Source organism: Streptomyces sp. NPDC055955 (genome assembly GCF_042270245.1).
In the GTDB taxonomy this organism is placed as follows: Bacteria; Actinomycetota; Actinomycetes; order Streptomycetales; family Streptomycetaceae; genus Streptomyces.
This window is the reverse complement of sequence record NZ_JBHJYS010000038.1, coordinates 37,700-56,410: the sequence shown is the minus strand read 5'-3', so window position 1 is coordinate 56,410 and position 18,711 is coordinate 37,700. Positions and strand designations below refer to the sequence as shown.

General features: G+C 67.6%; 20 protein-coding genes and 1 pseudogene. 12 read left to right on the top strand and 9 right to left on the bottom strand.

Features of this window, described 5'->3' with window-relative positions:
- The first annotated feature begins 58 nt into the window (after positions 1–58).
- Positions 59–256 (top strand): GNAT family N-acetyltransferase, encoded by a 198-nt coding sequence (locus ACFC96_RS43805; RefSeq protein WP_376618198.1) that lies wholly within the window; start codon positions 59–61, stop codon positions 254–256.
- A gap of 842 nt (positions 257–1,098) precedes the next feature.
- Here ACFC96_RS43805 and ACFC96_RS43800 read toward each other — a convergent pair.
- Positions 1,099–1,230: a hypothetical protein gene (locus tag ACFC96_RS43800; protein ID WP_376618169.1), complete on the bottom strand. Its 132-nt coding sequence runs from the start codon at positions 1,228–1,230 to the stop codon at positions 1,099–1,101.
- 158 nt (positions 1,231–1,388) lie between these two features.
- Here ACFC96_RS43800 and ACFC96_RS43795 point away from each other — a divergent pair, with 158 nt between their 5' ends.
- Together ACFC96_RS43795 and ACFC96_RS43790 are read left to right on the top strand one after the other, a co-directional pair.
- Positions 1,389–2,573 carry a hypothetical protein gene (locus ACFC96_RS43795; protein ID WP_376618167.1) on the top strand — a complete coding sequence of 395 codons (1,185 nt, stop codon included), beginning with the start codon at positions 1,389–1,391 and terminating at the stop codon, positions 2,571–2,573.
- Positions 2,574–3,174: 601 nt separating this feature from the next.
- Entirely contained in the window at positions 3,175–3,315 is a 141-nt protein-coding gene (locus tag ACFC96_RS43790) for a hypothetical protein (protein WP_376618165.1), read from the top strand.
- A 47-nt stretch (positions 3,316–3,362) separates the two neighbouring features.
- Here the strand turns inward: ACFC96_RS43790 and ACFC96_RS43785 are convergent, their stop codons facing one another.
- Positions 3,363–4,709 (bottom strand): hypothetical protein, encoded by a 1,347-nt coding sequence (locus tag ACFC96_RS43785; protein ID WP_376618164.1) that lies wholly within the window; start codon positions 4,707–4,709, stop codon positions 3,363–3,365.
- Between the two features lie 145 nt (positions 4,710–4,854).
- Here ACFC96_RS43785 and ACFC96_RS43780 point away from each other — a divergent pair, with 145 nt between their 5' ends.
- From ACFC96_RS43780 to ACFC96_RS43765, 4 genes are all read left to right on the top strand, one after another.
- On the top strand, positions 4,855–5,391 hold the full coding sequence (locus ACFC96_RS43780; RefSeq protein WP_376618162.1) for a DUF6415 family natural product biosynthesis protein: 537 nt from the start codon (positions 4,855–4,857) through the stop codon (positions 5,389–5,391).
- Positions 5,392–5,642: 251 nt separating this feature from the next.
- Positions 5,643–5,864: a hypothetical protein gene (locus ACFC96_RS43775; protein WP_376618160.1), complete on the top strand. Its 222-nt coding sequence runs from the start codon at positions 5,643–5,645 to the stop codon at positions 5,862–5,864.
- Positions 5,861–6,841 carry an ATP-grasp ribosomal peptide maturase gene (gene tgmB / locus ACFC96_RS43770; protein WP_376618158.1) on the top strand — a complete coding sequence of 327 codons (981 nt, stop codon included), beginning with the start codon at positions 5,861–5,863 and terminating at the stop codon, positions 6,839–6,841. Before ACFC96_RS43775 ends, tgmB begins: the two co-directional genes overlap by 4 nt.
- Positions 6,838–7,929, top strand: coding sequence for a methyltransferase domain-containing protein (locus tag ACFC96_RS43765; protein WP_376618157.1), 1,092 nt, complete (start codon positions 6,838–6,840; stop codon positions 7,927–7,929). Before tgmB ends, ACFC96_RS43765 begins: the two co-directional genes overlap by 4 nt.
- A 720-nt stretch (positions 7,930–8,649) precedes the next feature.
- Here ACFC96_RS43765 and ACFC96_RS43760 read toward each other — a convergent pair.
- Positions 8,650–9,144 (bottom strand): hypothetical protein, encoded by a 495-nt coding sequence (locus tag ACFC96_RS43760; RefSeq protein ID WP_376618155.1) that lies wholly within the window; start codon positions 9,142–9,144, stop codon positions 8,650–8,652.
- Positions 9,145–9,238: 94 nt separating this feature from the next.
- Here ACFC96_RS43760 and ACFC96_RS43755 point away from each other — a divergent pair, with 94 nt between their 5' ends.
- Positions 9,239–9,490, top strand: coding sequence for a helicase associated domain-containing protein (locus ACFC96_RS43755; protein ID WP_376618196.1), 252 nt, complete (start codon positions 9,239–9,241; stop codon positions 9,488–9,490).
- Between the two features lie 109 nt (positions 9,491–9,599).
- Here the strand turns inward: ACFC96_RS43755 and ACFC96_RS43750 are convergent, their stop codons facing one another.
- Both ACFC96_RS43750 and ACFC96_RS43745 read right to left on the bottom strand, forming a co-directional pair.
- Positions 9,600–10,013, bottom strand: coding sequence for a hypothetical protein (locus ACFC96_RS43750; RefSeq protein ID WP_376220283.1), 414 nt, complete (start codon positions 10,011–10,013; stop codon positions 9,600–9,602).
- Positions 10,014–10,552: 539 nt separating this feature from the next.
- On the bottom strand, positions 10,553–11,011 hold the full coding sequence (locus tag ACFC96_RS43745) for a hypothetical protein (protein WP_376618153.1): 459 nt from the start codon (positions 11,009–11,011) through the stop codon (positions 10,553–10,555).
- An 81-nt stretch (positions 11,012–11,092) separates the two neighbouring features.
- On the opposite strand from ACFC96_RS43745, the pseudogene ACFC96_RS43740 reads away from it, so the two are divergent.
- Positions 11,093–11,679, top strand: a pseudogene (locus ACFC96_RS43740) (IS5 family transposase); the annotation flags it as partial.
- A gap of 257 nt (positions 11,680–11,936) precedes the next feature.
- Here ACFC96_RS43740 and ACFC96_RS43735 read toward each other — a convergent pair.
- The gene (locus ACFC96_RS43735; protein ID WP_376618151.1) at positions 11,937–12,302 is read right to left on the bottom strand and encodes a hypothetical protein; all 366 of its coding nucleotides are present in this window, start codon (positions 12,300–12,302) and stop codon (positions 11,937–11,939) included.
- 409 nt (positions 12,303–12,711) lie between these two features.
- On the opposite strand from ACFC96_RS43735, the gene ACFC96_RS43730 reads away from it, so the two are divergent.
- The 3 genes from ACFC96_RS43730 (at position 12,712) to ACFC96_RS43720 (ending at position 16,865) form a co-directional block, all read left to right on the top strand.
- The gene (locus ACFC96_RS43730) at positions 12,712–13,674 is read left to right on the top strand and encodes a DUF3883 domain-containing protein (protein ID WP_376618194.1); all 963 of its coding nucleotides are present in this window, start codon (positions 12,712–12,714) and stop codon (positions 13,672–13,674) included.
- 230 nt (positions 13,675–13,904) lie between these two features.
- Entirely contained in the window at positions 13,905–15,791 is a 1,887-nt protein-coding gene (locus ACFC96_RS43725; RefSeq protein WP_376618150.1) for a DNA/RNA helicase domain-containing protein, read from the top strand.
- Between the two features lie 660 nt (positions 15,792–16,451).
- Complete coding sequence (locus tag ACFC96_RS43720; RefSeq protein ID WP_376618148.1) at positions 16,452–16,865, top strand: GNAT family N-acetyltransferase; 414 nt, start codon at positions 16,452–16,454, stop codon at positions 16,863–16,865.
- A 194-nt stretch (positions 16,866–17,059) separates the two neighbouring features.
- On the opposite strand, the gene ACFC96_RS43715 is transcribed toward ACFC96_RS43720, so the two are convergent.
- From ACFC96_RS43715 to ACFC96_RS43705, 3 genes are read right to left on the bottom strand one after another with little or no spacing between them, the layout of a single operon-like run.
- Positions 17,060–17,911 carry a helix-turn-helix domain-containing protein gene (locus ACFC96_RS43715; protein WP_376618146.1) on the bottom strand — a complete coding sequence of 284 codons (852 nt, stop codon included), beginning with the start codon at positions 17,909–17,911 and terminating at the stop codon, positions 17,060–17,062.
- Between the two features lie 24 nt (positions 17,912–17,935).
- Positions 17,936–18,472, bottom strand: a complete 537-nt coding sequence (locus ACFC96_RS43710; protein ID WP_376618144.1) for a DUF6879 family protein — start codon at positions 18,470–18,472, stop codon at positions 17,936–17,938.
- Positions 18,444–18,704, bottom strand: a complete 261-nt coding sequence (locus tag ACFC96_RS43705; protein ID WP_376618143.1) for a hypothetical protein — start codon at positions 18,702–18,704, stop codon at positions 18,444–18,446. Before ACFC96_RS43705 ends, ACFC96_RS43710 begins: the two co-directional genes overlap by 29 nt.
- Positions 18,705–18,711: the final 7 nt, after the last annotated feature.

Here is an 18,711-nt window from a genome sequence, read left to right as displayed (position 1 = left end):
CCGGCGCCGATGATCAGCCGAGGCCACAGGAGTAGGCTGGCCTGCGAGTCCGGAACGGATTCGAGGTGCTCGATCGCCCCGTTGCGGTTGTAGACCAGAGATCCCTGCACCAGGGTTCGAGCTGGTCGCCGGCCTGGCGACGATTGACACGGTTGCTGTCCATCCCGATCACCAGCACCAAGGTCATGGCCGGGCACTGCTCGCAGAAGCTCAAGCTCGAGCACGCGTCCTGGGCCTGGTCGCGCTCGACGCCTGAACGCGAGACCTTCCTGAGACTCTGCGCTGGTATCGGGCCATAGGGTTCATCGAGAGCGACCACTACCTGCACGTCTACGCGAACTACTACACCGAGTCCGGGAAACCGGATGGTGCCATAGGACGTCGTCGACCGTACAAGCGCGGCGATGGAGGCCAGGAAGAGTATGAGGCCGACCGGCCACTGCCGCAGCCCGCGCTCAGTCTGCTTTCGGCTCAACAGAAGAATTCCCACATCTGTGCGCCGCAGGTGATCGGTTGCAAGTCCTGTTCGGTCTCGGCCGGGACTGCCCCAACGGCGATGCCGAGCACCGTCATCACACCGATGAACTCGGTCGCATGGCCTGCAGGTCTGAGCCTCCGCCGGATCGTCGGCTACACCTGACCGCCTGCATGTCCTGCCATCTCGCGGTGCGCACTGTACGGCGGACGGGTCGTGTGCCCCGCTCCTCATTCACTCGCGGTCTGGATCAGTTCACGAGGATCGGTCCGGGGAGGCGAGTACGCCGCGCTCGCGCCGTTGGGCGAGGTGGTCCGGTCCGCCGGACCGGTGGAGCGGGACCGGCTCCGGGTCGGTCTCGTTGGCGCTCGCTCGGTGGGTGGGGCCCGTGCCCGATTTGGGAACGGCGGGGGCCTGGGGCTGCGGGCCACGGCCCGGCGGCCGACGTGCGGTTCGTTGATCGTACGGATGCCGCCTGCTGCCGGGCGAGTTGAGTGTCCCGGCCGGTGCGGACAGTATCGCTTCCTCGTCTGTGGTCGGGGGTGAGGGGCTTCGCCCCTCACCCCCGGAATGGACAACTCTCAATAAATAAGGACTAAGTAAGCAGTGGTAACAACAGGCGCTCAGCCTTTCTGCTGCACCCACCACACGAACGCCGTGACGATCAGCCCTCCAACGGTTGTGGCTGCTCCACGAGCCAGCCCGAAGGTGATCGCGCGACGCATGTGACGCCAGTCCTTGTTCTGCTTCTTCATCTCTAACTCCATCGGTATCTACCCCCGGCCTGTCCGGGGGTGGATACCGAGATTGCCCAGGGGCAAGGTGTACGTCTTCTGGTAGACGGTGAAGTAGCAGGTGATGCGCGGACTAACCTCGGACTATTGGATAGTCCGTGGACAAAGAGGCGGGGCGGATGACACGCAACACGGAGTACCGAGGGCCGGTGGAGTGCCGGGAACTGGGCCGGTTCGTAGGTCAGGTGATGGACCTGGGCGGTCAGACGCCTACAAGCCTGGGAAAGAGCATCTACGGCCCTGGGCGGTCAACCTGGTACGCGTTGATGAACGGCGAGCAGGACATCTCGCCGACCCTGCTGGCGACGATCATTCGGGAGTTCGCCCCCCGGGGAGATCAGCACCTGCTGCAGGAACAGGCCAAGCATTTCCTCTCCGAAGCTAAGCGAGCGCGCGCCGGCAAGGGGCTACCCGCCGTTGCGCAGAAGCCTGCCTTCCCCATCGTCGTCGAGGCCGTGGCCGAGGTGATCTGGGGATCGGCCGAGTCCGTGTTCGTACGAGACACGGCCAACCCGAGACGCACAGGCGAACTCCTCGCGGAGCACCTGCCCTGGGACCGGACCATCCCTGCGGACCTCTCCGTGCGGTACCCGATCGGCGACACCATCGCCGGCCACTTCGTGACCGATCGCAACGGCACCCACTTCACCGAAAGGCACGGCCAACTCAGCCCCTGGCACCAGTGGGTCAGGATCTACCAGCGGGGTGCCACATTCCGGGCGACGGTCAGCCGGGTCACGGCCAGGGGTGACGTCTTCATCGACCTACAACACGGCGGAACGTCCCGCATCGTGCCCAGCCAGGTCACCGGAGAGCTGGTCAAGGGGACCCAGTTAGAGGTCACGATCCGGTCCATCCTGCCCAAGCAGCGCTGCATCAACGTGACCCGCTCCGGCTGGTCGGCCCCGGCCCCGACTCCGACCCGAGCCTCGAGCGTTGACCTTGCTCTCCTGACCGGCTGTCCCCAGGAGGGGGAACGTATGGGGGCCACGGTCACGTCTCCCCGGCCCGAGAAGGCGTTCATACTGCTGGCGCTTGACGGATATCCGCAGCTCCCGGGCAATTCCCTCGCCATGCTGTACCACACGGCGATGAGCACTCCGCTGAAGGAGGCCCTGTTGGGGGACCAGGTCCGCGTGGGTGACCGCCTGTTTGTAGAGGTTCTGCTCGCCCGGCCTGATCTCAAGCGATCCGGCAAGGTCCAGGTGCACGTGCGTGAGATCCCCGAGGGGCCGGTCGATACCGCTTTGCCCGGCTCAGAAGAGAACGTCGAGGCTGACTCTCCACACTCAGGCGAGAACTGACAGCAAGTCAGCTGGCGGCCTCGCGATGGGCCACCTTCCCGGGTGAATGCGGTGGTCAGCGCCTGCCGGGCGTGTTGTCCAAGAACTTTAGTCGCGCTGTGCCACCGACAGGTGCCGGCGGTCGAGAGAGGGCAACGCACGCAGCCGTACGTGTCTTTCCTCCATCCCGCATTCGGCGTTGCCCTCTGGCGGGCATCGGGGTCGTCACGCTCCTGCACCTCTTGCTGCGGCCGTGATCTGCGCATCGCCGGTGTCCATCAACCGGTCGGGGCGCTTGCCGTGGTGGCTGAGCCGGGCCAGGCGGGGAGGCCGCGATCCTCGCCCCGGGCCGGCCGGTCACGCACGTGCAGCCGGTCGATGTCCGGGACGTCGCCGAGTTCGCGCTCTCGGCAGTGCCCGGCGCCTACAACGTGGCCGCGCCGCGCGACCGGGACACCATGGAGGACCTGCTGGGGGCCTGTGTGGCTGTCACCGGCGGGCGCGGGCGCCTAACGAGCTGCTCACCGCGCACGGTGTTCGGGAGTGGACTGAGCTCCCGTCGTGGCGCACGGCACAGGGCACGTGGGCCGTCGACAGCACGCGCGCGCAAGCTGCTGGGCTCGTGTGCCGTCCGCTCGCGCAGACCGTCGCCGACACCTGGGAGTGGCTCACGTCGGGGTCGATGCCGGTGGAGCATCCGCGCTGGGATGACCATGACAGCGACCCCGACAAGGAGAGGCGCATCGTCGCCGAGCTTCGTTAGCCCTCTATGGCCAGGCGGCTGCCTGGCCATAGAGGGCAGCCTTGTGTTCATGCCTTGAGGGCCGCGACCTCGCGTGCTCGGGTTGCCAGCTCCTGGACGGGGCGGGTTGCCGAGTGCCGGCGCATCTGTGTGCGCATCGTCTGGAAGTGGTCGTCGCCGCGGGCGCTGGAGACGTGTTCGTACTCGTCGAGGAATCGGCCCCATGATGCGCAGGCGGCGTCCAGATGCCCGTGGGCGAGCTGGCGCTGGGCCAGCATCGCGTAGGAGTGCACCAGGCCCTGGCGCTCCTGCGGGGGCTGTACTCGGATCGACTGCTTGAGAGCTCTGATGCTGCCGGGGAGGTCTCGTTCCTCGTAGAGCACATGCGAAAGATGGAACAGCCACGCCGTCCGGTCGTAGCCGCCGATCGCGTCGCGCCGGTCGTCCGCCTTCGACAGCGCGTCCTCGGCCTCCCGCAGTCGGGTGTGGGCCTGGTGGCGGTCACCGACCATGGAGGCAGCGTGCGCCTGTTGCCCGCGCAGGAACGCCACCAGGCGCGGACCGGCGCAGGGGGCTGCTTCCGCGGCCGCGTCGGCGAGCTGGAGCGACTTCTGCCCGTGGCGCAGGCTGGAGGCCTGCAGCGACATGCCGCGCAGCGTGCGGCAGTACGTCACGTGGTCCTCTGCGTCCCGCGCGAGCTCCAGCGCCTTGACGTAGTAGGACTGCCCCAGACCGTGCGCCTTCTCGTACATGGCCATCCACCCGGTCAAGTACGTCAGGTCGGACGCCGCAGCCAGCATGTCCTTGCGGACTGTGTCGTTGGACTGCGCCTTCAGCCACGGCCCGACGGTGTTGACGAGGAACGCGGAGGCCATCGGTATGGCGTGCCCCGCGCCGAGTTCGTCGAGGATGTCGGCGATGCGGTCAGTCATGGTGCGCACAGACTGGACCTGTGAGGCACCGATCCGCACGGTCTGTTTGCCCTGCCTCACTGGCGTGGCGGCCTGTGCCTGCCCGGCGAAAGCGGGAACGGTGAGCGCCGCTGAGAACACGGTCGCGGCGAGCAGGCCACGGCGGGATGGGTCCATCGTTGCCCTTCCTAGGTCGATCAACTCCTCGACAGTGTCAGCCCCTTGGGAGGCGACGATGGACGGAGCGGGCGTCAGGCCCGCTTCCGCGTGAGTGACGGGGCGGCCCAGCCGCGCTGACAGAGCCTCGATGATCAGGGCCCTGACCTCGGGCTTCGGAGCCGTTCCGGCAATCCAGTGCGCGACCGCGGTGCGGTCGTACGTCAGCTCCAGACCGGCCTGCGGGCCGAGTCGGTTCACCTGCTGAGCCAGCTGCGTCCGCGACCATTTCGCCTGGTCAAGCAACCCAGCGAGGGCGGGGTTGGGCGTGCACTTCCGAGCGGCCATGAGCTCAACTCCCGAAAGGTTCCATGATCGTTCACGGTGTTCACGGTTCCACCGGCTTCCAACGGTACCCGCGCACGGTGACCGCGCGGTTACCTCTTGGCAGGACACCGAACGATCTCGGCCTATGGGGAACCAGGTGAGCAGGGTGAGTACATCCAGACGCGACGTTGGCCAGTCGGCGCGCCATGCCGCCGCCCCGCAAGGGGCCAACGAGGCGCTGCTGGACCAGGTCACCGCGCAGACGCCCGTAGACTCCGCCGCGCTGCGGCACCTGATCGGCGCCGCGCTCGCGCCCGGAGTCGCCATGCCTGAGCGGTCCACGATCGACACCCGTATCACCGAACTCGCCGAGCACGTACGGCAGCTCCTGACCACCGTCAAGGACGACACCGCACCCGTACGCGCCACATGCCTCGCCGCCTTCCGGCTCCTGCACACAGCGCGTCGGCCGTCGCCTCTCACTACGCACTACCTGGCGTGGGAGTACAGCCGGGACCTGGCGAACACGGCGAATGCGCTCCTGATCCTGCACGCCGAGCAGGTGGCCGCCGCCAGCCGCCCGAACACGTGCCGTGCTGTGGGCGCGCCGCTCCCCGCAGCCGACGGCACCCCTGCATCGGGCACAGGCGTGTTCACCGCCCGGCCCGGATTGCCGCCCGAGGCCCCGCGGGAGCACCCGTGACTGCGCCACCGTTCCCGCCACGGCACGCACGTATCACACAGGCGCTGATCACCACCGTCCTGGCTGCCGCCGGCATCGGCGCGATCGGCATCGCGTTGTGGCACAGCCTTTCCTGAGCCCCCGCCGCGTCTCGCACAGGAAGGCTGAGACGCGGCGGGCTGCAAGATCCCGCTCCCCGGGACCTCCGCACGGCATTCGGCACCCGGGGAGCGGGCCCTGGCACCATCCGCTCCACATCTATGGAGGATCCGATGAGCACTGCCGCCATTCCGTTCGCCGCGCGGTCCGCGGCCCCGCCCTGCCTCGTTGAGACGTCGATCAGGGGCGTGTCCTGGAACGAGGGGCTCCAGATCAACGTGCAGGCGGACGGCAGCCCCTGGCACACCGCAGACATGGCCGCCTCGACGACGGACACCAACCACGACGGGCAGGGCGACGACGTCCAGGACCCGTACTACGCGTCCGCGTCATGACCGCCGCCGCCCGCCCGGTGCTCGTGGTCGCCGAGCAGCTGGACGCGTCCGCCGACATGGTCGTCGACCAGCTCAACCGGCGCGATGTCCCGGTCATCCGCTTCGACGTCGCTACGTTCCCGCAGCAGCTCACCCTCACCGCCGCGCATGCAGCCGGTGAGGCGGGCTGGAGCGGGATCCTCGACGACGGGCGCCGGACGGCGCGGCTCGAGGACGTCCGGGCCATCTACTGGAGGCGGCCCGGACGCCCCCTCATCGCGGACACCGTCCCCGAGCCCTACCGCACGTGGGCCCAGAACCAGGCCGATGCCGCCCTGCTGAACGTCCTGGCGGCCCTGCCGGGCGTCGTGTGGATCAACAACCCGCACGCCGACCGGGTCGCAGCCCACAAGCCTCAGCAGCTCGTCGCCGCGACCCGTTGCGGGCTCACCGTGCCGCGCAGCCTGATCACCAACGACCCCGCCGCCGCACGCGGCTTCGCCCAGCAGATCGACGCCCCGCTGATCTGCAAACCGGTCCTGGGCGGCCGCCTGCCCATCGAGGAGGGCCGCGCACTGATGGTGGCGACCCACCACGTGGACCCGCTCGACTTCGACGACAGCATCCGCCTGAGCGCCCACTACTTCCAGGAGAGGGTCGAGAAGGACTTCGAGGTACGCCTCGTCGCCGTCGGCGACCAGGTCTTCGGCGGGATGCTGCACACCACGTCCGCCCAGGCCGCCACGGACTGGCGCACCGACTACGAGCACATCGAGTACGGCACGATCACCGTCCCCGACGACATCGCGATAGCCGTACGCCGCTTCCTGGCCTACTACGGCATCGTCTTCGGAAGTTTCGACTTCGCCGTCACCCCGCAAGGGGAGTGGGTGTTCTTCGAGAACAACCCCGCCGGCACCTGGGCCTGGGTGGAGAACCGCACCGGCCTGCCGATCGCCGCCGCGCACGCCGCCTACCTGCAAGGAGTCACCGAATGAATTCCTGGCCGGACACCGGCACGTCGGCCGCCCTGCGGCACAAATACGCCACGGATCTCGCCCAGGACCACGACGGCCGGTGGCTCCAGGCGTTCGCCGACGTCCCGCGGCACGTCTTCGTTCCGCGCTTCTACACGCAGGGCACCGACGCGGCATGGCAGCCCGTGTCCTGGGGCGACGCCGGATACCTGGAAGCCGTCTACGCCGACGCCGCACTGACGACCCAGCTCGACGAACACGGCTTCCCCACCAGCTCATCGAGCCAGCCGTCCCTGATGCTCACCATGCTTGAGGCCCTCGACGTCCACGACGGCAACCGGGTCTTCGAGCTCGGCACCGGAACCGGCTACAACACCGCGCTCCTGTCGCACCGCCTGGGCGAGAAACGCGTCACGAGCGTCGACGTCGACCCCGGGCTCGTGGCCGCAGCGATCGGCCGCCTGAAGCAGGCAGGCCACAGCCCCACCCTCGCGGCCGGCGACGGCGCACTCGGCTACCCGCGCCGGGCCCCCTACGACCGCATCATCGCCACCGCGGGCCTGCACGCCATCCCGCCCGCACTGCTGGAGCAGGCCGCCGACGGCGCGGTCATCGTCGCCCCGCTCGGCTACGGCATCGTCCGCGCGCAGGTGACCGGCCCCGGACACGCCACCGGCCGCTTCCTGCCCACCCCCGCCCACTTCATGACGCTCCGCTCGCCTGTCACACCGCCCGATCTCGACGCGGTCCGCAACGAAGACCCCAAGGCGACGTCCGTGGCACCCCACGACGTCCTGGGGCGCCTGAAGTTCCCCCTCTCGCTCGCCCTGCCCGGCTACACCTCATGCACCTGGAAAGACGACCAAGGACAGGTCACGGCCGTCGGCCTGTGGACCGCGGACGGCTCCGTCGCAACCGTCGACACCACCGGCACCGTGCGCCAGAGCGGCCCGGTCCGCCTGTGGGACCGCGTCGAGGAACTCGCCAAGACCTTCACCGGCGACATCGCCCGCGACGACTTCGCTCTGACCATCACCCCGACCCGGCAGACCGTCACGTACCGCGAGCCGGACGGCCCGAGCTGGCACCTGCCCACGCTCAGCTACTGAACCATCCCCGAACCCCGCCGGTCCGCGCCCCCCGTAGCGGATCGGCGGACGCAAACCGGGCCCCTGCACCTGTCACAGGTGCAGGAGCCCGGTTGTCTTGGGAGGGCACCCTCATCTGCCGGTGACGTCTCAACAGGCAGCCCGCATCATGAGAGTTCAAAACGGCAGCGGTTCCGCATGCAGCGACTCGGTATATCCCAGAGCCCAGCGCCCAGGGACGCTCTCGCAGATCGTCTCTAGGTCGGCCCGGGTCCGGCACCGGACGTGCAACCAGCTGTGGACGCCCAAGCCGTCTTGGCGTAGCAACTGCCCTGGGGCGGAGAACCAACGCACTGGAGAGTCCTCCGGACCCGTCCACATTGGGTAGTCGGGCAGTGCGACCCCCTGGAAACCCTTGTGGCGTTGCGGCGCCAGTACACGCCGAGCGATCGGGATCCGGATGCCGGTTCGGATGGCAGGCGGAATCGGAAGCGGTGGGTCGTGTCCGGGCACTGGCGGATGTACAAGTCGGACCGCTACAGCGACGAGTTGCGGAGAGCCAAGCACTGGATCCCGTCCCATGTGAAGGGTCCCGACGGCGCGCCGCTCCTATTGACGGAGAAGGCCAACGTCTGGCGGAGATGACCGGGGCAAGGTGACGCCCCGACCGAAGGCGGGGCGTCTTCATGTCCGGGTTCCGTAGACAGAGCGGGCGACGACGCTGCAGCCGGCCTGCGTGGCCTAGTCGGCGATGACTTCGTCAAGGTGCTTGTTTACAGCGTTGAGGTGCTTGATGCCGATGTCCATCTCGGATGCCATGAGGTCGAACGATGCCTGGTCTTCGCTGATGGAGCCTTCTGTGCAGGCCGTCGCGGAGTTGCCGAGGTGTTTGAGGGCGAGGTCCCATCGCTTGGCCATGGCTGTGTCGGGCATGGAGTCGCCACCTTGGGCGGCTTCGATGTCGGCGGTGAGTGTGGAGCAGCTCTCGCGGAGGCCGGCGAGGTCGACGGGGTGGGAGGCTTTGTCGACAGCGCCGAGGTCAGTGGCGATGGTGTCGATGCGTTCGCTGCCGCCATTATCTGCCCAGTCGAGGAACTGTTGCGCGGGGTCTTTGCTGGCGCTGGACTTGGCGGGCTTCTTTGCGGGCTCGTCGGTCTTGGTCTGTGTTCCGCAGGCTGTGAGCGCGATGGCGGTGATGGTGAGGATGGCCGGAATCGTGATCGTGCGGGTGCTCATGGTCCCCCCAGGGATGTGCTGTTGAGCGTGAGTATCGCGCGGGCAACGCCACTTGTGTGGCTGGCGTGTTGAAACTGTGCCCATTGCGTCGAGGATGGGCCCGGCTCGCCGGCGCGGGCTAGGCCGCGTTCTGCTCAGCAAGCGGCAGGTCGAGGAAGTCACGGTGTCCACTGCTGTTGCCAGCTGGTGCGAGCTGCCAGCGGTAGGTCGGCTGCGAGGCGAGGACGAGGTAGGGGACGGACTACGCCTGGATTCCTGGCTCACCCGGCAGAGAGCCGCACGATGCGACAGTCGGCTCTCCCCAGATCAGATCGCGGCCCTCGACGAGCTAGGAGTGCGCTGGTAACCGCGACAAGTTTTGACAATGCTGCGGTACTTGCCACGACAGCACCCGAGCCCGAGCAGAAGTCGCGGCCAGCTTGCTTCCGCCGGGTCCGTCGGCCGCTTCCCCAGCATCAACGGGAGTCGGCCGGCGGCCCATCAGAGCGAAGCGCGGTTCGCGACTCGTGGGAACTCGCAGGCTCTGGGTCAGGCACGGGCTGGCCGACGTCAGATGGCCAATTGGGACGGAAGCGTTCGACCAAGGCTGCGAAGTCGTTCCGCAGGTACCGAGAGTCGCACGGCATCAGCCGGATCTGCTGGCGACTGTCAGCCCACCAGATCTTGAAATCGGCAACCGTGCCTTCCGATGGCCAGTCCTCGATCTCGCCCGACAGCCACAGTGCGTCGACAAACCCTCCGACGCTCAGGCCAATGTCCACGAAGATCCCGATCGTCCCGGGCCGGGGAACCTGCACCACAGTGCCCTCGAAGACCTGCCCGAAACGCAGGCCTCGCCGAATCCGCGCCCACTCGGCACCTGTCACCACGAACGAATCATCACACCTTCATCCGAATGCTGAGTAGGTGGGCTGGGACTCACGGGAACTGCAAGCAGTGTCCCGTCGCCACCTCGGTGTCACGGCACTGCCGTCACTTCTTGTGAAAATCCGCAAGCCAGCTGGTGACCAACTGCTGCTGAATCTCATCGACAGACGCTGCTGCTCGAAGTGAACGAAGCCAAGTCTCCTCCGCCGGCCGCAGGGCCCTCAGTTGGCATCATCTCGAGCGGATCATGCCCTGGCTGTCCGGCTACCGCTGGCTCAACCACCGCTTTGAGCGCCAACCCGCCAACTACCTCGCCTTTCTCAGACTCGCCGGAGCCCTGTGCAGCTACAAACGCTTTCTCAACCCCACCATGTAGGACACGGTCTAAGGTGAGCGGCGACCGCGGCGGGCCGGAATGGTCATCCAACGCTGAACTGCCCACCTCCGGAAACTGGCGGCTCTTCCTGCAGTTCCAGACCGGCGGGAAGCGCCACACCGCAGCCCCGCACGGCCTTTCCATGGTGAGCGGCTGACGCCCAAGTCAATCAGTGAGCGCCCGGGACCAGTGCTCCTGGATAAGGACCCGCTTGTGATCGAGTTCCGCATCCCACATCCGATTGGTGAGGGTCCCGGGAATCATGAGCGATCGATCCTTAATCCGGACGACCTGCAGGTAATGCCAGAGCCCGCTCCGTGACGCTCGCGACTTCTCCTCGATGCCGACGATCTCGTTCCAGGGGATCGAGCGCCTGCTCGCGATGGTGCGGAACTCTATGCCAGCAGTGGTCAGGGCCGCCCGGCCATAGATTCGGTTGATCATGTCGAAGCCTACGGCCAGGACGAATGCACCAAAACCGCCGACCCACCACCAGCGCTCCGAAGCTGGCGCGGTTAGGCCGACCGCCACCGTCCCACTGGCAAACATCACCATCACAATGGCGCCCCGCCACCAGTACCTACGCCGAGCGGCAGCACTGAAACCGATCAACACCTCGGACATGTCCATGATGCTATCGACACGCTGCTGGAGTGCTTGTGGAAAGGCAGTACAGGGTCCGCAGACTCTCGGCCACGATGTCCGCGGGTCCCCGATCGACAGGCGTTGTGCGGGGTCTTGTTCGTGCTGCACACGGGCATTCAATGGGAGTACCTGCCGCAGGAGTTGGGCTTCGGCTCCGGCATGACCTGCTGGCGGCGCCTAACCGCGTGGAACGAGGCCGGCGTGGGGGACCGGTTGCATGTCGTGCTGCTGACGAAGCTACGAGCCGCGAACAAGCTGGACTGGTCGAGGGCGGTGATCGACGCCTCGCACGTCCGGGCGGCTCGGCGCGGCCCAAAAGCGGGCCCAGCCCGGTCGACCGCGCACGACCGGGAAGCAAGCATCACGTCCTCACCGACGGCCAGGGCATCCCGCTCGCGGTGTCGCTGACCGGCGGCAACCGCAATGACGTCACCCAACTGCTGCCCCTGCTCGACAAGGTTCCACCGGTTGCCGGCGTGGTCGGGCGGCCGCGACGCAGACCGGACATGCTCTTCGCCGACCGCGGCTACGACCACGACAAGTACCGGCGACTGCTCTGGGAGCGCGGCATCCGCCCGGTGATCGCCGAGCGGGGCCACCCGCACGGCACCGGCTTGGGCGTCTTCCGCTGGGTCGTTGAGCGCACCATCCCTCCGCAACGGAAACCATGCCTGGGCAGTCTGCCGGTCCAGACCGGTGAACTCCTGCAAATTTGCTGCCAGTTCGGCGCCGTCGGTGCTGTGGTTGCGGGCTGCCGTGGTATGCACCCGGTGCGTGAGGACATGCAGCCGGTGTGCGGCACGGTAGTAGGCGACCTGGTCCTGGCTGAGACGGCGGACGGCGTACCCGCCACACTTGCTACACGGGTCGAAGCCCTTGTTGCCCAGCAACTCCCCGATGGTCATCAGGTCATCGTCGCGGCTGACTCCGCGCTCCGGACACCGGTGCTTGCAATCGGGGGAGTGGGCCGACCCTGATACCGGCCGTCCGCGTCCGAGGTGTAGGCCTGAACCCCGGCGAGGATGCCCAGCGGCAGCCCCGACCCACTCTGCCATCCGGTGTCCGTGACGGATTCGAAGGGTTCCAGGTCCAGCTGCTCCATGGCCAGCAGACCGTGCCAGACCGCCGACGCGAAAGGACGGTGCGGAAAATCCCGGCCGTCGTACCCGACAGCCTCCAACTGGCCCAGGTCGGCCACGCCGCGGGCCAGGGCCAGGGAACGCAGCGCATGATCGGCGTCGCGTCGCCCCTCGCACAGCCGCACCAGCACTCGTTCACCCTCCGCCGTGCTCAGATGGCTGCCGAACGCCTCGTGATGCGGATCGTGGATACGCGCGGGCCAGACAGATTCCTCCTGGTCGGGAGACGGCCGGCGGGGCGCGAAGAGGGCATCAGGCAGGTCACTTGCACCGGCGATGATGGAACCCTGCCATCCTGCAGCGCACCGTTCTGCGCGCCGCTATGCGGGATGCCGAGCAGCTGTACGTGGTGTTCTGCCGTTGGCAGCGGACTTGAGGTCGTGGCACTCAGCGTCCTGGATTGTCGGCGATGCCTGCGGAGTGCACCGTCGGCTGGCGGGGGCTTCGTCGAGCTGCCAGGGAGCAGTAAATGAAACCTTGTTGACCTGTCGTTAGCGAGTTCCTTAAGGTGCCCTGGTGGTTTCTGAGGCGTTGTTCGTGATGATTCATGTGGGGCAGAAGGTCGGGCACCAGCGGAACCTGGAGCACGGGATGGTGACGCGTTCCTGGGGTTTTCCGAGGAAGCCGGACTGGTACGGACGGCGGGAGCCGGACTTCGCGGTGCTGGTGACCGGGGCGGCGCCGCGGGTGCAGCCGGGGGAGTGGGAAGCGAAGTCTGTGCGGATGGTGCTGTGCAAGGTGCAGGTCGGTGTGTACGAGGGCACGGCGCCGCACTGGCCGGACGAGGCCGCCGAGGAGCGGGTCATCTACCCCTACCGGCTGGGCCTTGAACCGCTGGCCGTACTCGACGATGTGCCACTGGGCCCGAACGGTCCGCTCAGCGCGGAGGCGTCGCAGGCGGCGCGCCGGTCGGGGACCCAGCAGGGGGTGGGGTACCTGGTGGCGATGGACCCGCAGCCGTTGTTCGACGCGGCCGGCATCGAGGCCGACTGGGCCGGGGACCATGACGTCGCGCTCGCCGCGACGCCGGGGGTCACGCTTGAGCAGTTGGAGGGCCCCAACAGCCCCCGGCGCGGGCGGCGGGGCGCGGGCCGGCAGATGGACCCGGAAAAGCGCAAGGCGGTCGAACTGTACGCCGAGGAGAAGGCCGTCACCCACTACCAGAATCCCGAGCGGGGCTGGACGGCGCACAAGGTCGGCAAGCCCTACGACCTGCGCCTGGAGCGGGAAGGACGGCAGCGGCGGGTGGAGGTCAAGGGCACCACCGGCGCCCCCACCAGCGTGGAGCTGACCGTGAACGAGGTCTTCCACGCCCGCGATACCCGCCACACCGTCGACCTGTTCATCGTCAGCGACATCAAGGTCACCAAGACGGACGGCGCGTACCACTGCAGCGGCGGCGACGTCCTGCTGCTCGAGGACTGGCAGCCGGCCGAGGCAGACCTGCGCCCCACCCGCTACCAGTATCTCGTCCCCCAGCCCCCAGCTGCCCCCCAGCAATAACCACGGCCCGGCTCGCCCCGATCTGGCCTCCTGCACCCACGGGCGCGGCTGCACGACACGCGCGGCACACGCGGGGTGCGGCGGACCCCTGTGGTGCCGGGCGGGGACAGCCCCCAACGGGCCGGATCCGCGTGCCCAGGCAACGCCGCCCGACCACCACCGGGCCGCACTCACCCCGCGCGGGGCCACCCGCGCTCCTTCATGAAACGCATCCGACCAAGGAGACGACAATGCCGTTACTCCGCATGCCCGTGCACGAGTTCGTCGACCGCTGTCAACAGGACACGGTGGCCGATGATCTGACCGAATGCCACCGGCAGGCGCGACTGGGCCGGCTGGAAGACGGGGAGATACAGTCCTGGCGCAACAGCCTGCCCGCCCTGGCCCGCGTGCTGAACGAAGCCGGACTGCAGCATGTTGAGGTATTGATCGAGTACCAGCTGGCCCTGTCCAGCCTGCGGGCCGACGTGGTGCTGGCCGGCTGGCACCCCCACACATCCCAGCCGTCCTACGTCATCGTCGAGCTCAAGCAGTGGACCCACGCCCGAGCCCTGCCCGACACCGAAGACCTCTGCCTGCCAGAGGTCGGCAACAACAACCGGGCCTTCTTGCACCCGGTCGCCCAAGTACGGCGCTACTGCCAGTACCTGCAGGACTTCACCACCGTGCTGGACGCGGAACCCGACGCGGTGGCCGGCGTGGCCTACCTCCACAACGCCCATACCAACGGCGTGGCCGACCTGCTCGACCTTGAACCCGACCACCACGGACGCCTGTTCACGCACAGCACCCGCGATCAGCTGATCACCTACCTGCAGTCGCGCCTCTCACCCGCTCACGGCACCGCGGCCGCCGACGAACTCGTCGACAGCCCCTTGGCCCCCAGCCGTCCCCTGCTGCGCGCGACCGCGGAAGAGATCCTGCACGCCGACCGGTTCGTCCTGCTCGACCAACAACAGGTCGCTGTCTCCCTGGTCCGCCGCGCGGTGAAGAAGGCCCGCGAAGCGGACAGCAAAGAAGTCCTCATCGTCACCGGCGGCCCCGGCTCCGGCAAAAGCGTCATCGCCCTGCACCTGATGAGCCACCTCGCCCACGACCGCCACACCGTGGTCCACGCCACCGGATCCAAGTCCTTCACCCGCACCCTCCACCACGCCGTCGGCACCAACAACCCCCGCGTCCGCAAGCTCTTCGGCTACTTCATGAACTTCGCCGACGCCCCCAAGAACGGACTGGACGCACTGATCTGCGACGAGGCCCACCGCATCCGCGCCCACTCCGTCCGCCACCGCGGGGTACGCCAGGTCGACGAACTCCTCGACGCCGCCCGCGTCCCTGTCTTCCTCCTGGACGACCACCAAGTCGTACGCCCCGGCGAAATGGGCAGCCGCAAAGCGATCGACCAGGCCGCCGCCGCCCGAGGCCTGCGCCCACGCCACATCGACCTCAATGGCCAGTTCCGCAACGGCGGCAGCCGAGCCTACGAACAGTGGGTCCTGCGCCTGCTGCAGCTCACCGACGAGCCCGCCACCGAGTGGGCCGACGAGCGGGCCTTCCACGTCCGTGTGGTCGACTCTCCCCAGCAGATGGAAGACATCCTGCAGGCCAAGGAGTCGCAGCACCTCACCGCCCGCATCACGGCCGGCTTCTGCTGGCGATGGAGCGACCCGCGCCGCGGCCGTCTGGTCGACGACATCACGATCGGCTCCTGGCGCAAGCCGTGGAACCTGCGCGGTGAGTCCCGCCTCGACGGCGTCCCCCCGTCCTGGCTGTGGGCCACCGACCCCGACGGCTTCGGCCAGGTCGGCTGCATCTACACCGCCCAGGGCTTCGAGTACGACTGGAACGGCGTCATCCTCGGAGACGACCTCGTCTGGCGTCAGGACCGCTGGCTCCCCAACCCTCAGGCCAGCAGGGATCCCGCGCTCACAAGCACCGACCGCGTCACCTTCCTCCGCCTGGTCCGCAACACCTACAAAGTCCTCCTCACTCGTGGCATGTCCGGAACCCTCCTGTACTCCACCGACCCCGAAACCCAGGCACGACTGCGTCTACTGGTCCCCGCACCGACTACGGCAGAGCCTGACCCGCGTGCGCCGGTCCAGCAGCCCACCTGAACCACAGCACCACCCGAAGTCACCCGCTCCTCACGGACGCGGGACCGCCCCGTCGCGCCCGGACCGCATCCGGCGACAGGTACGCCACGCTCCCACACAGCTTGGTCGTGGAGATCGCCGCCGGGACCACGCGGCACGCGGTGGTCACTATGACTCGCCTGCGCTGAGGACCGGTGACGGATAAGGCCCGCCGATCCTCAGGGGCCTGCTCGGCACGGCACCTCTTGAGTGTGCTTAGTGCGTGGACGATGGGGGTTTTGGGGGAGTGCTTCTGCGGCCTGCCCTCGGCGCCAGCGTGTCGGTGGCTGGGGTGCGCCAGCTGGTGCGCGGCGCGGTGACGACGTGGACCAGGACGGCGACCGCCTGCGCCCCTTGCCGTCCCGGACCCACGCCCCTGTGAAGCGGACCTGATCGGCCGCCCAGTCGCCCGCACGCCGCCACGGGCGCAGCCGTCCGAGCAGATAGCCAGCCGTGAGCGCGGCGGCCGCGGTGACCACGACGCCCATTACGACCGCCGTATCTGGCCGCGGCGTTCGACCAGTTCGGTTGGCACGGAAATACGTTTGCTGCCAGGTGGGCTCAGGGTCAGGCTGACGTCCATGATCTCGCCGATTCGTGACCACGCCCCGTTGAACTCTACGACGAACGAGGACCACGAACGTGAGCCGCATCATCCGTGAGTACACCCCCGTAGACGAAGCATCATGGCTCCGCTGCCGAGTGCTGTCCTTCCTGAACACCCCCTACTTCGATGATGTTCTGCAGACGAAACCAGAGATCCCTGCACCAGGGTTCGAGCTGGTCGCTACGGGGGATTCCGGGACCGTGCTCGGCGCCATGGACGTGACGGTCGACGGCGGTCTGGCCACCATCGACACGGTTGCTGTCCATCCCGACCATCAGCACCAAGGCCACGGCCGGGCGCTCCTCACAGAGGCTCAAGCTCGCGCACGCTTCCTGGGCTTGGACACGCTCGATGCCTGGACTCGAGACCTTCCTGAGACTCTGCGCTGGTATCGGGCCATGGGGTTCATCGAGAGCGACCACTATCTGCACGTTTACGCGAACTACTAAGCGAGCCTGGGGAGCCGGATCGTGCCGTAGGAAGTCGTCGACCGGGCCTGAAGCCTATGGCTGCCTTCCTGCACGCCCGCCTCGAGGAAGAACGGCAGCTGAGGAGCGAGTTCGCGCGCATCCATGTCTGCCGCCGGTTCGCGCTCACACTCTGAGCTAGCCGTCGCACGAGGCCCAAGAACGAAGCCACACGGTCAGCCCAGTGCATCAATGGCTTTCACGATCAGCGCTCGCGCGTCCGCGCCGTATGCGGCCATGCTCCGCAGCTGCTCGAACGCACGCAGATACAGTGCGATCTCTGATGGCTGCGTCACACTGACTTGGGCTGACAGGAGCTCCACGGAAACGAGCGTGTCGTCGTACACGTGGAACACCTCTTGGGGCCACTGGCCGCGTGCTGGCGTGTTCATGGGGATGATGCCCAGGGACACCGCCGGGAGGGCGCCGGCGGTGAGCAGGTAGCCGAGCTGTGCGGCCATCGCGTCGTGATCGCCGAGCTGGTAGTACAGGGCGCTTTCCTCGACGACCAGGACGAATCTGTGCCCGGCCTGGTGGATGATCTGCGATCTCTCCACGCGGGCGTCCGCCGCGGCCCCGGCGTCGTTGGGAACGTCGAGTAGTTCTGCGTTGATGCTCAGCAGTGCGCGCGCGTATCCCTCGGTCTGGAGCAGTCCTGGAATGAGGGTCGGTGAGTACACGCGAAACAGGCGGGTCGACTGGTAGAGCTGCACGTAGCTGTCTTGAAGCTGCCGCAGCCCTTGGCGAGTTCGCCGCCGCCACTCCGTGTACAGGGACTCCGCATTGAGAGACGACGCGATCAAGTCCTCGACCTCGCTCACGGCGTCGCAGTGAGTGCACCACAGGCGGATGTCGGTGGGCGAGGGCGGCGTCTTGGCGTGCTCGATACGAGAGACCTTGGCATGGTGCCACCGGCACCGACTGGCCAGCTCAACGACCGTAAGGCCGGCAGTCTTTCGCAGGCCACGCAGTCGGCCGGCCACGGTCTCGCGGGCAGCTTGTGCGGAGGACGACGGGGAGTTGGGCATGAACGGGCCTATCCGGTTCTCTCGTCAGTGGATCTCGTACAGCTCGTGAGGCGTCGCCCGGCTCCAGACCGCTTCGAACGCGTCAACGCACTGCTTGACCACGGCGGGCTCGGTCCACAGCTCCAAGGGCGGGTCGGCCCAGTTGCCTTCGCCGGTGAAGTGGTTGAACAGGACGCTCGATCCGTCAAAGATCCACAGGTCGCAGCCGGGCAACATCAGGTCGGCCGCGCGCCGCCGCGCAAGCCAGCGCACGTCCTCGCCGGCTCTCACGTTGACGCTGGTCCCCGCGTGCTCGTACCGGATGTAGTCCGTCACCGGTTCCGAGACGATGCGCGCCCGGCGGACCTCGACACCACGCGATGTCGCAGGGGAGATGAGGTCAACCCAGGGCGCCCAGTACGCGGAATCCGGGTCAGTATCGCGCCGCCCTGTTTCCTGCCAGTGGCGGAAGTCGTCGGCTTCATCACCCACGCCGTACACGTCGCGCATCTCCAGGTGTACGGCGGAGTGCTCGGCGGCTTCGAACAGGTCGTTAAAGCGCAGCTCGCCGCTCGGCGGCATCGCAAGCCTCCCTCAGCATGGGTACCAGGTGAGCCGGGATGCGGATCACGGTTTCATGGGCGGGAATCCCCTTCGCGTGCCCAGGCGCCGTGTTCTCGATGCACTGGGCTCGGGTCGCATCGTCGGCGGTGTAGCTCTGCAACACGATGTCGGCGGTCTCTGCGTCGACCCAAGCGGTTGGGGATCCGCTCTGTCCGGTGTTCGGGTCAATGCCGATGAACTCTAAGGCCATGACTGCC

Bases quoted from the DNA above. Each gene is read 5' to 3' on its own strand.
- ACFC96_RS43765 (WP_376618157.1), top strand. From the start codon at position 6,838: ATGAATTCCTGGCCGGACACCGGCACGTCGGCCGCCCTGCGGCACAAA.
- ACFC96_RS43795 (WP_376618167.1), top strand. From the start codon at position 1,389: ATGACACGCAACACGGAGTACCGAGGGCCGGTGGAGTGCCGGGAACTG.
- ACFC96_RS43715 (WP_376618146.1), bottom strand. From the start codon at position 17,911: ATGCCCAACTCCCCGTCGTCCTCCGCACAAGCTGCCCGCGAGACCGTG.
- ACFC96_RS43705 (WP_376618143.1), bottom strand. From the start codon at position 18,704: ATGGCCTTAGAGTTCATCGGCATTGACCCGAACACCGGACAGAGCGGA.
- ACFC96_RS43800 (WP_376618169.1), bottom strand. From the start codon at position 1,230: ATGAAGAAGCAGAACAAGGACTGGCGTCACATGCGTCGCGCGATCACC.
- ACFC96_RS43730 (WP_376618194.1), top strand. From the start codon at position 12,712: ATGATTCATGTGGGGCAGAAGGTCGGGCACCAGCGGAACCTGGAGCAC.
- tgmB (WP_376618158.1), top strand. From the start codon at position 5,861: ATGACCGCCGCCGCCCGCCCGGTGCTCGTGGTCGCCGAGCAGCTGGAC.
- ACFC96_RS43745 (WP_376618153.1), bottom strand. From the start codon at position 11,011: ATGTCCGAGGTGTTGATCGGTTTCAGTGCTGCCGCTCGGCGTAGGTAC.
- ACFC96_RS43760 (WP_376618155.1), bottom strand. From the start codon at position 9,144: ATGAGCACCCGCACGATCACGATTCCGGCCATCCTCACCATCACCGCC.
- ACFC96_RS43775 (WP_376618160.1), top strand. From the start codon at position 5,643: ATGAGCACTGCCGCCATTCCGTTCGCCGCGCGGTCCGCGGCCCCGCCC.
- ACFC96_RS43755 (WP_376618196.1), top strand. From the start codon at position 9,239: ATGGGCCCGGCTCGCCGGCGCGGGCTAGGCCGCGTTCTGCTCAGCAAG.
- ACFC96_RS43710 (WP_376618144.1), bottom strand. From the start codon at position 18,472: ATGCCGCCGAGCGGCGAGCTGCGCTTTAACGACCTGTTCGAAGCCGCC.
- ACFC96_RS43725 (WP_376618150.1), top strand. From the start codon at position 13,905: ATGCCGTTACTCCGCATGCCCGTGCACGAGTTCGTCGACCGCTGTCAA.
- ACFC96_RS43785 (WP_376618164.1), bottom strand. From the start codon at position 4,709: ATGGCCGCTCGGAAGTGCACGCCCAACCCCGCCCTCGCTGGGTTGCTT.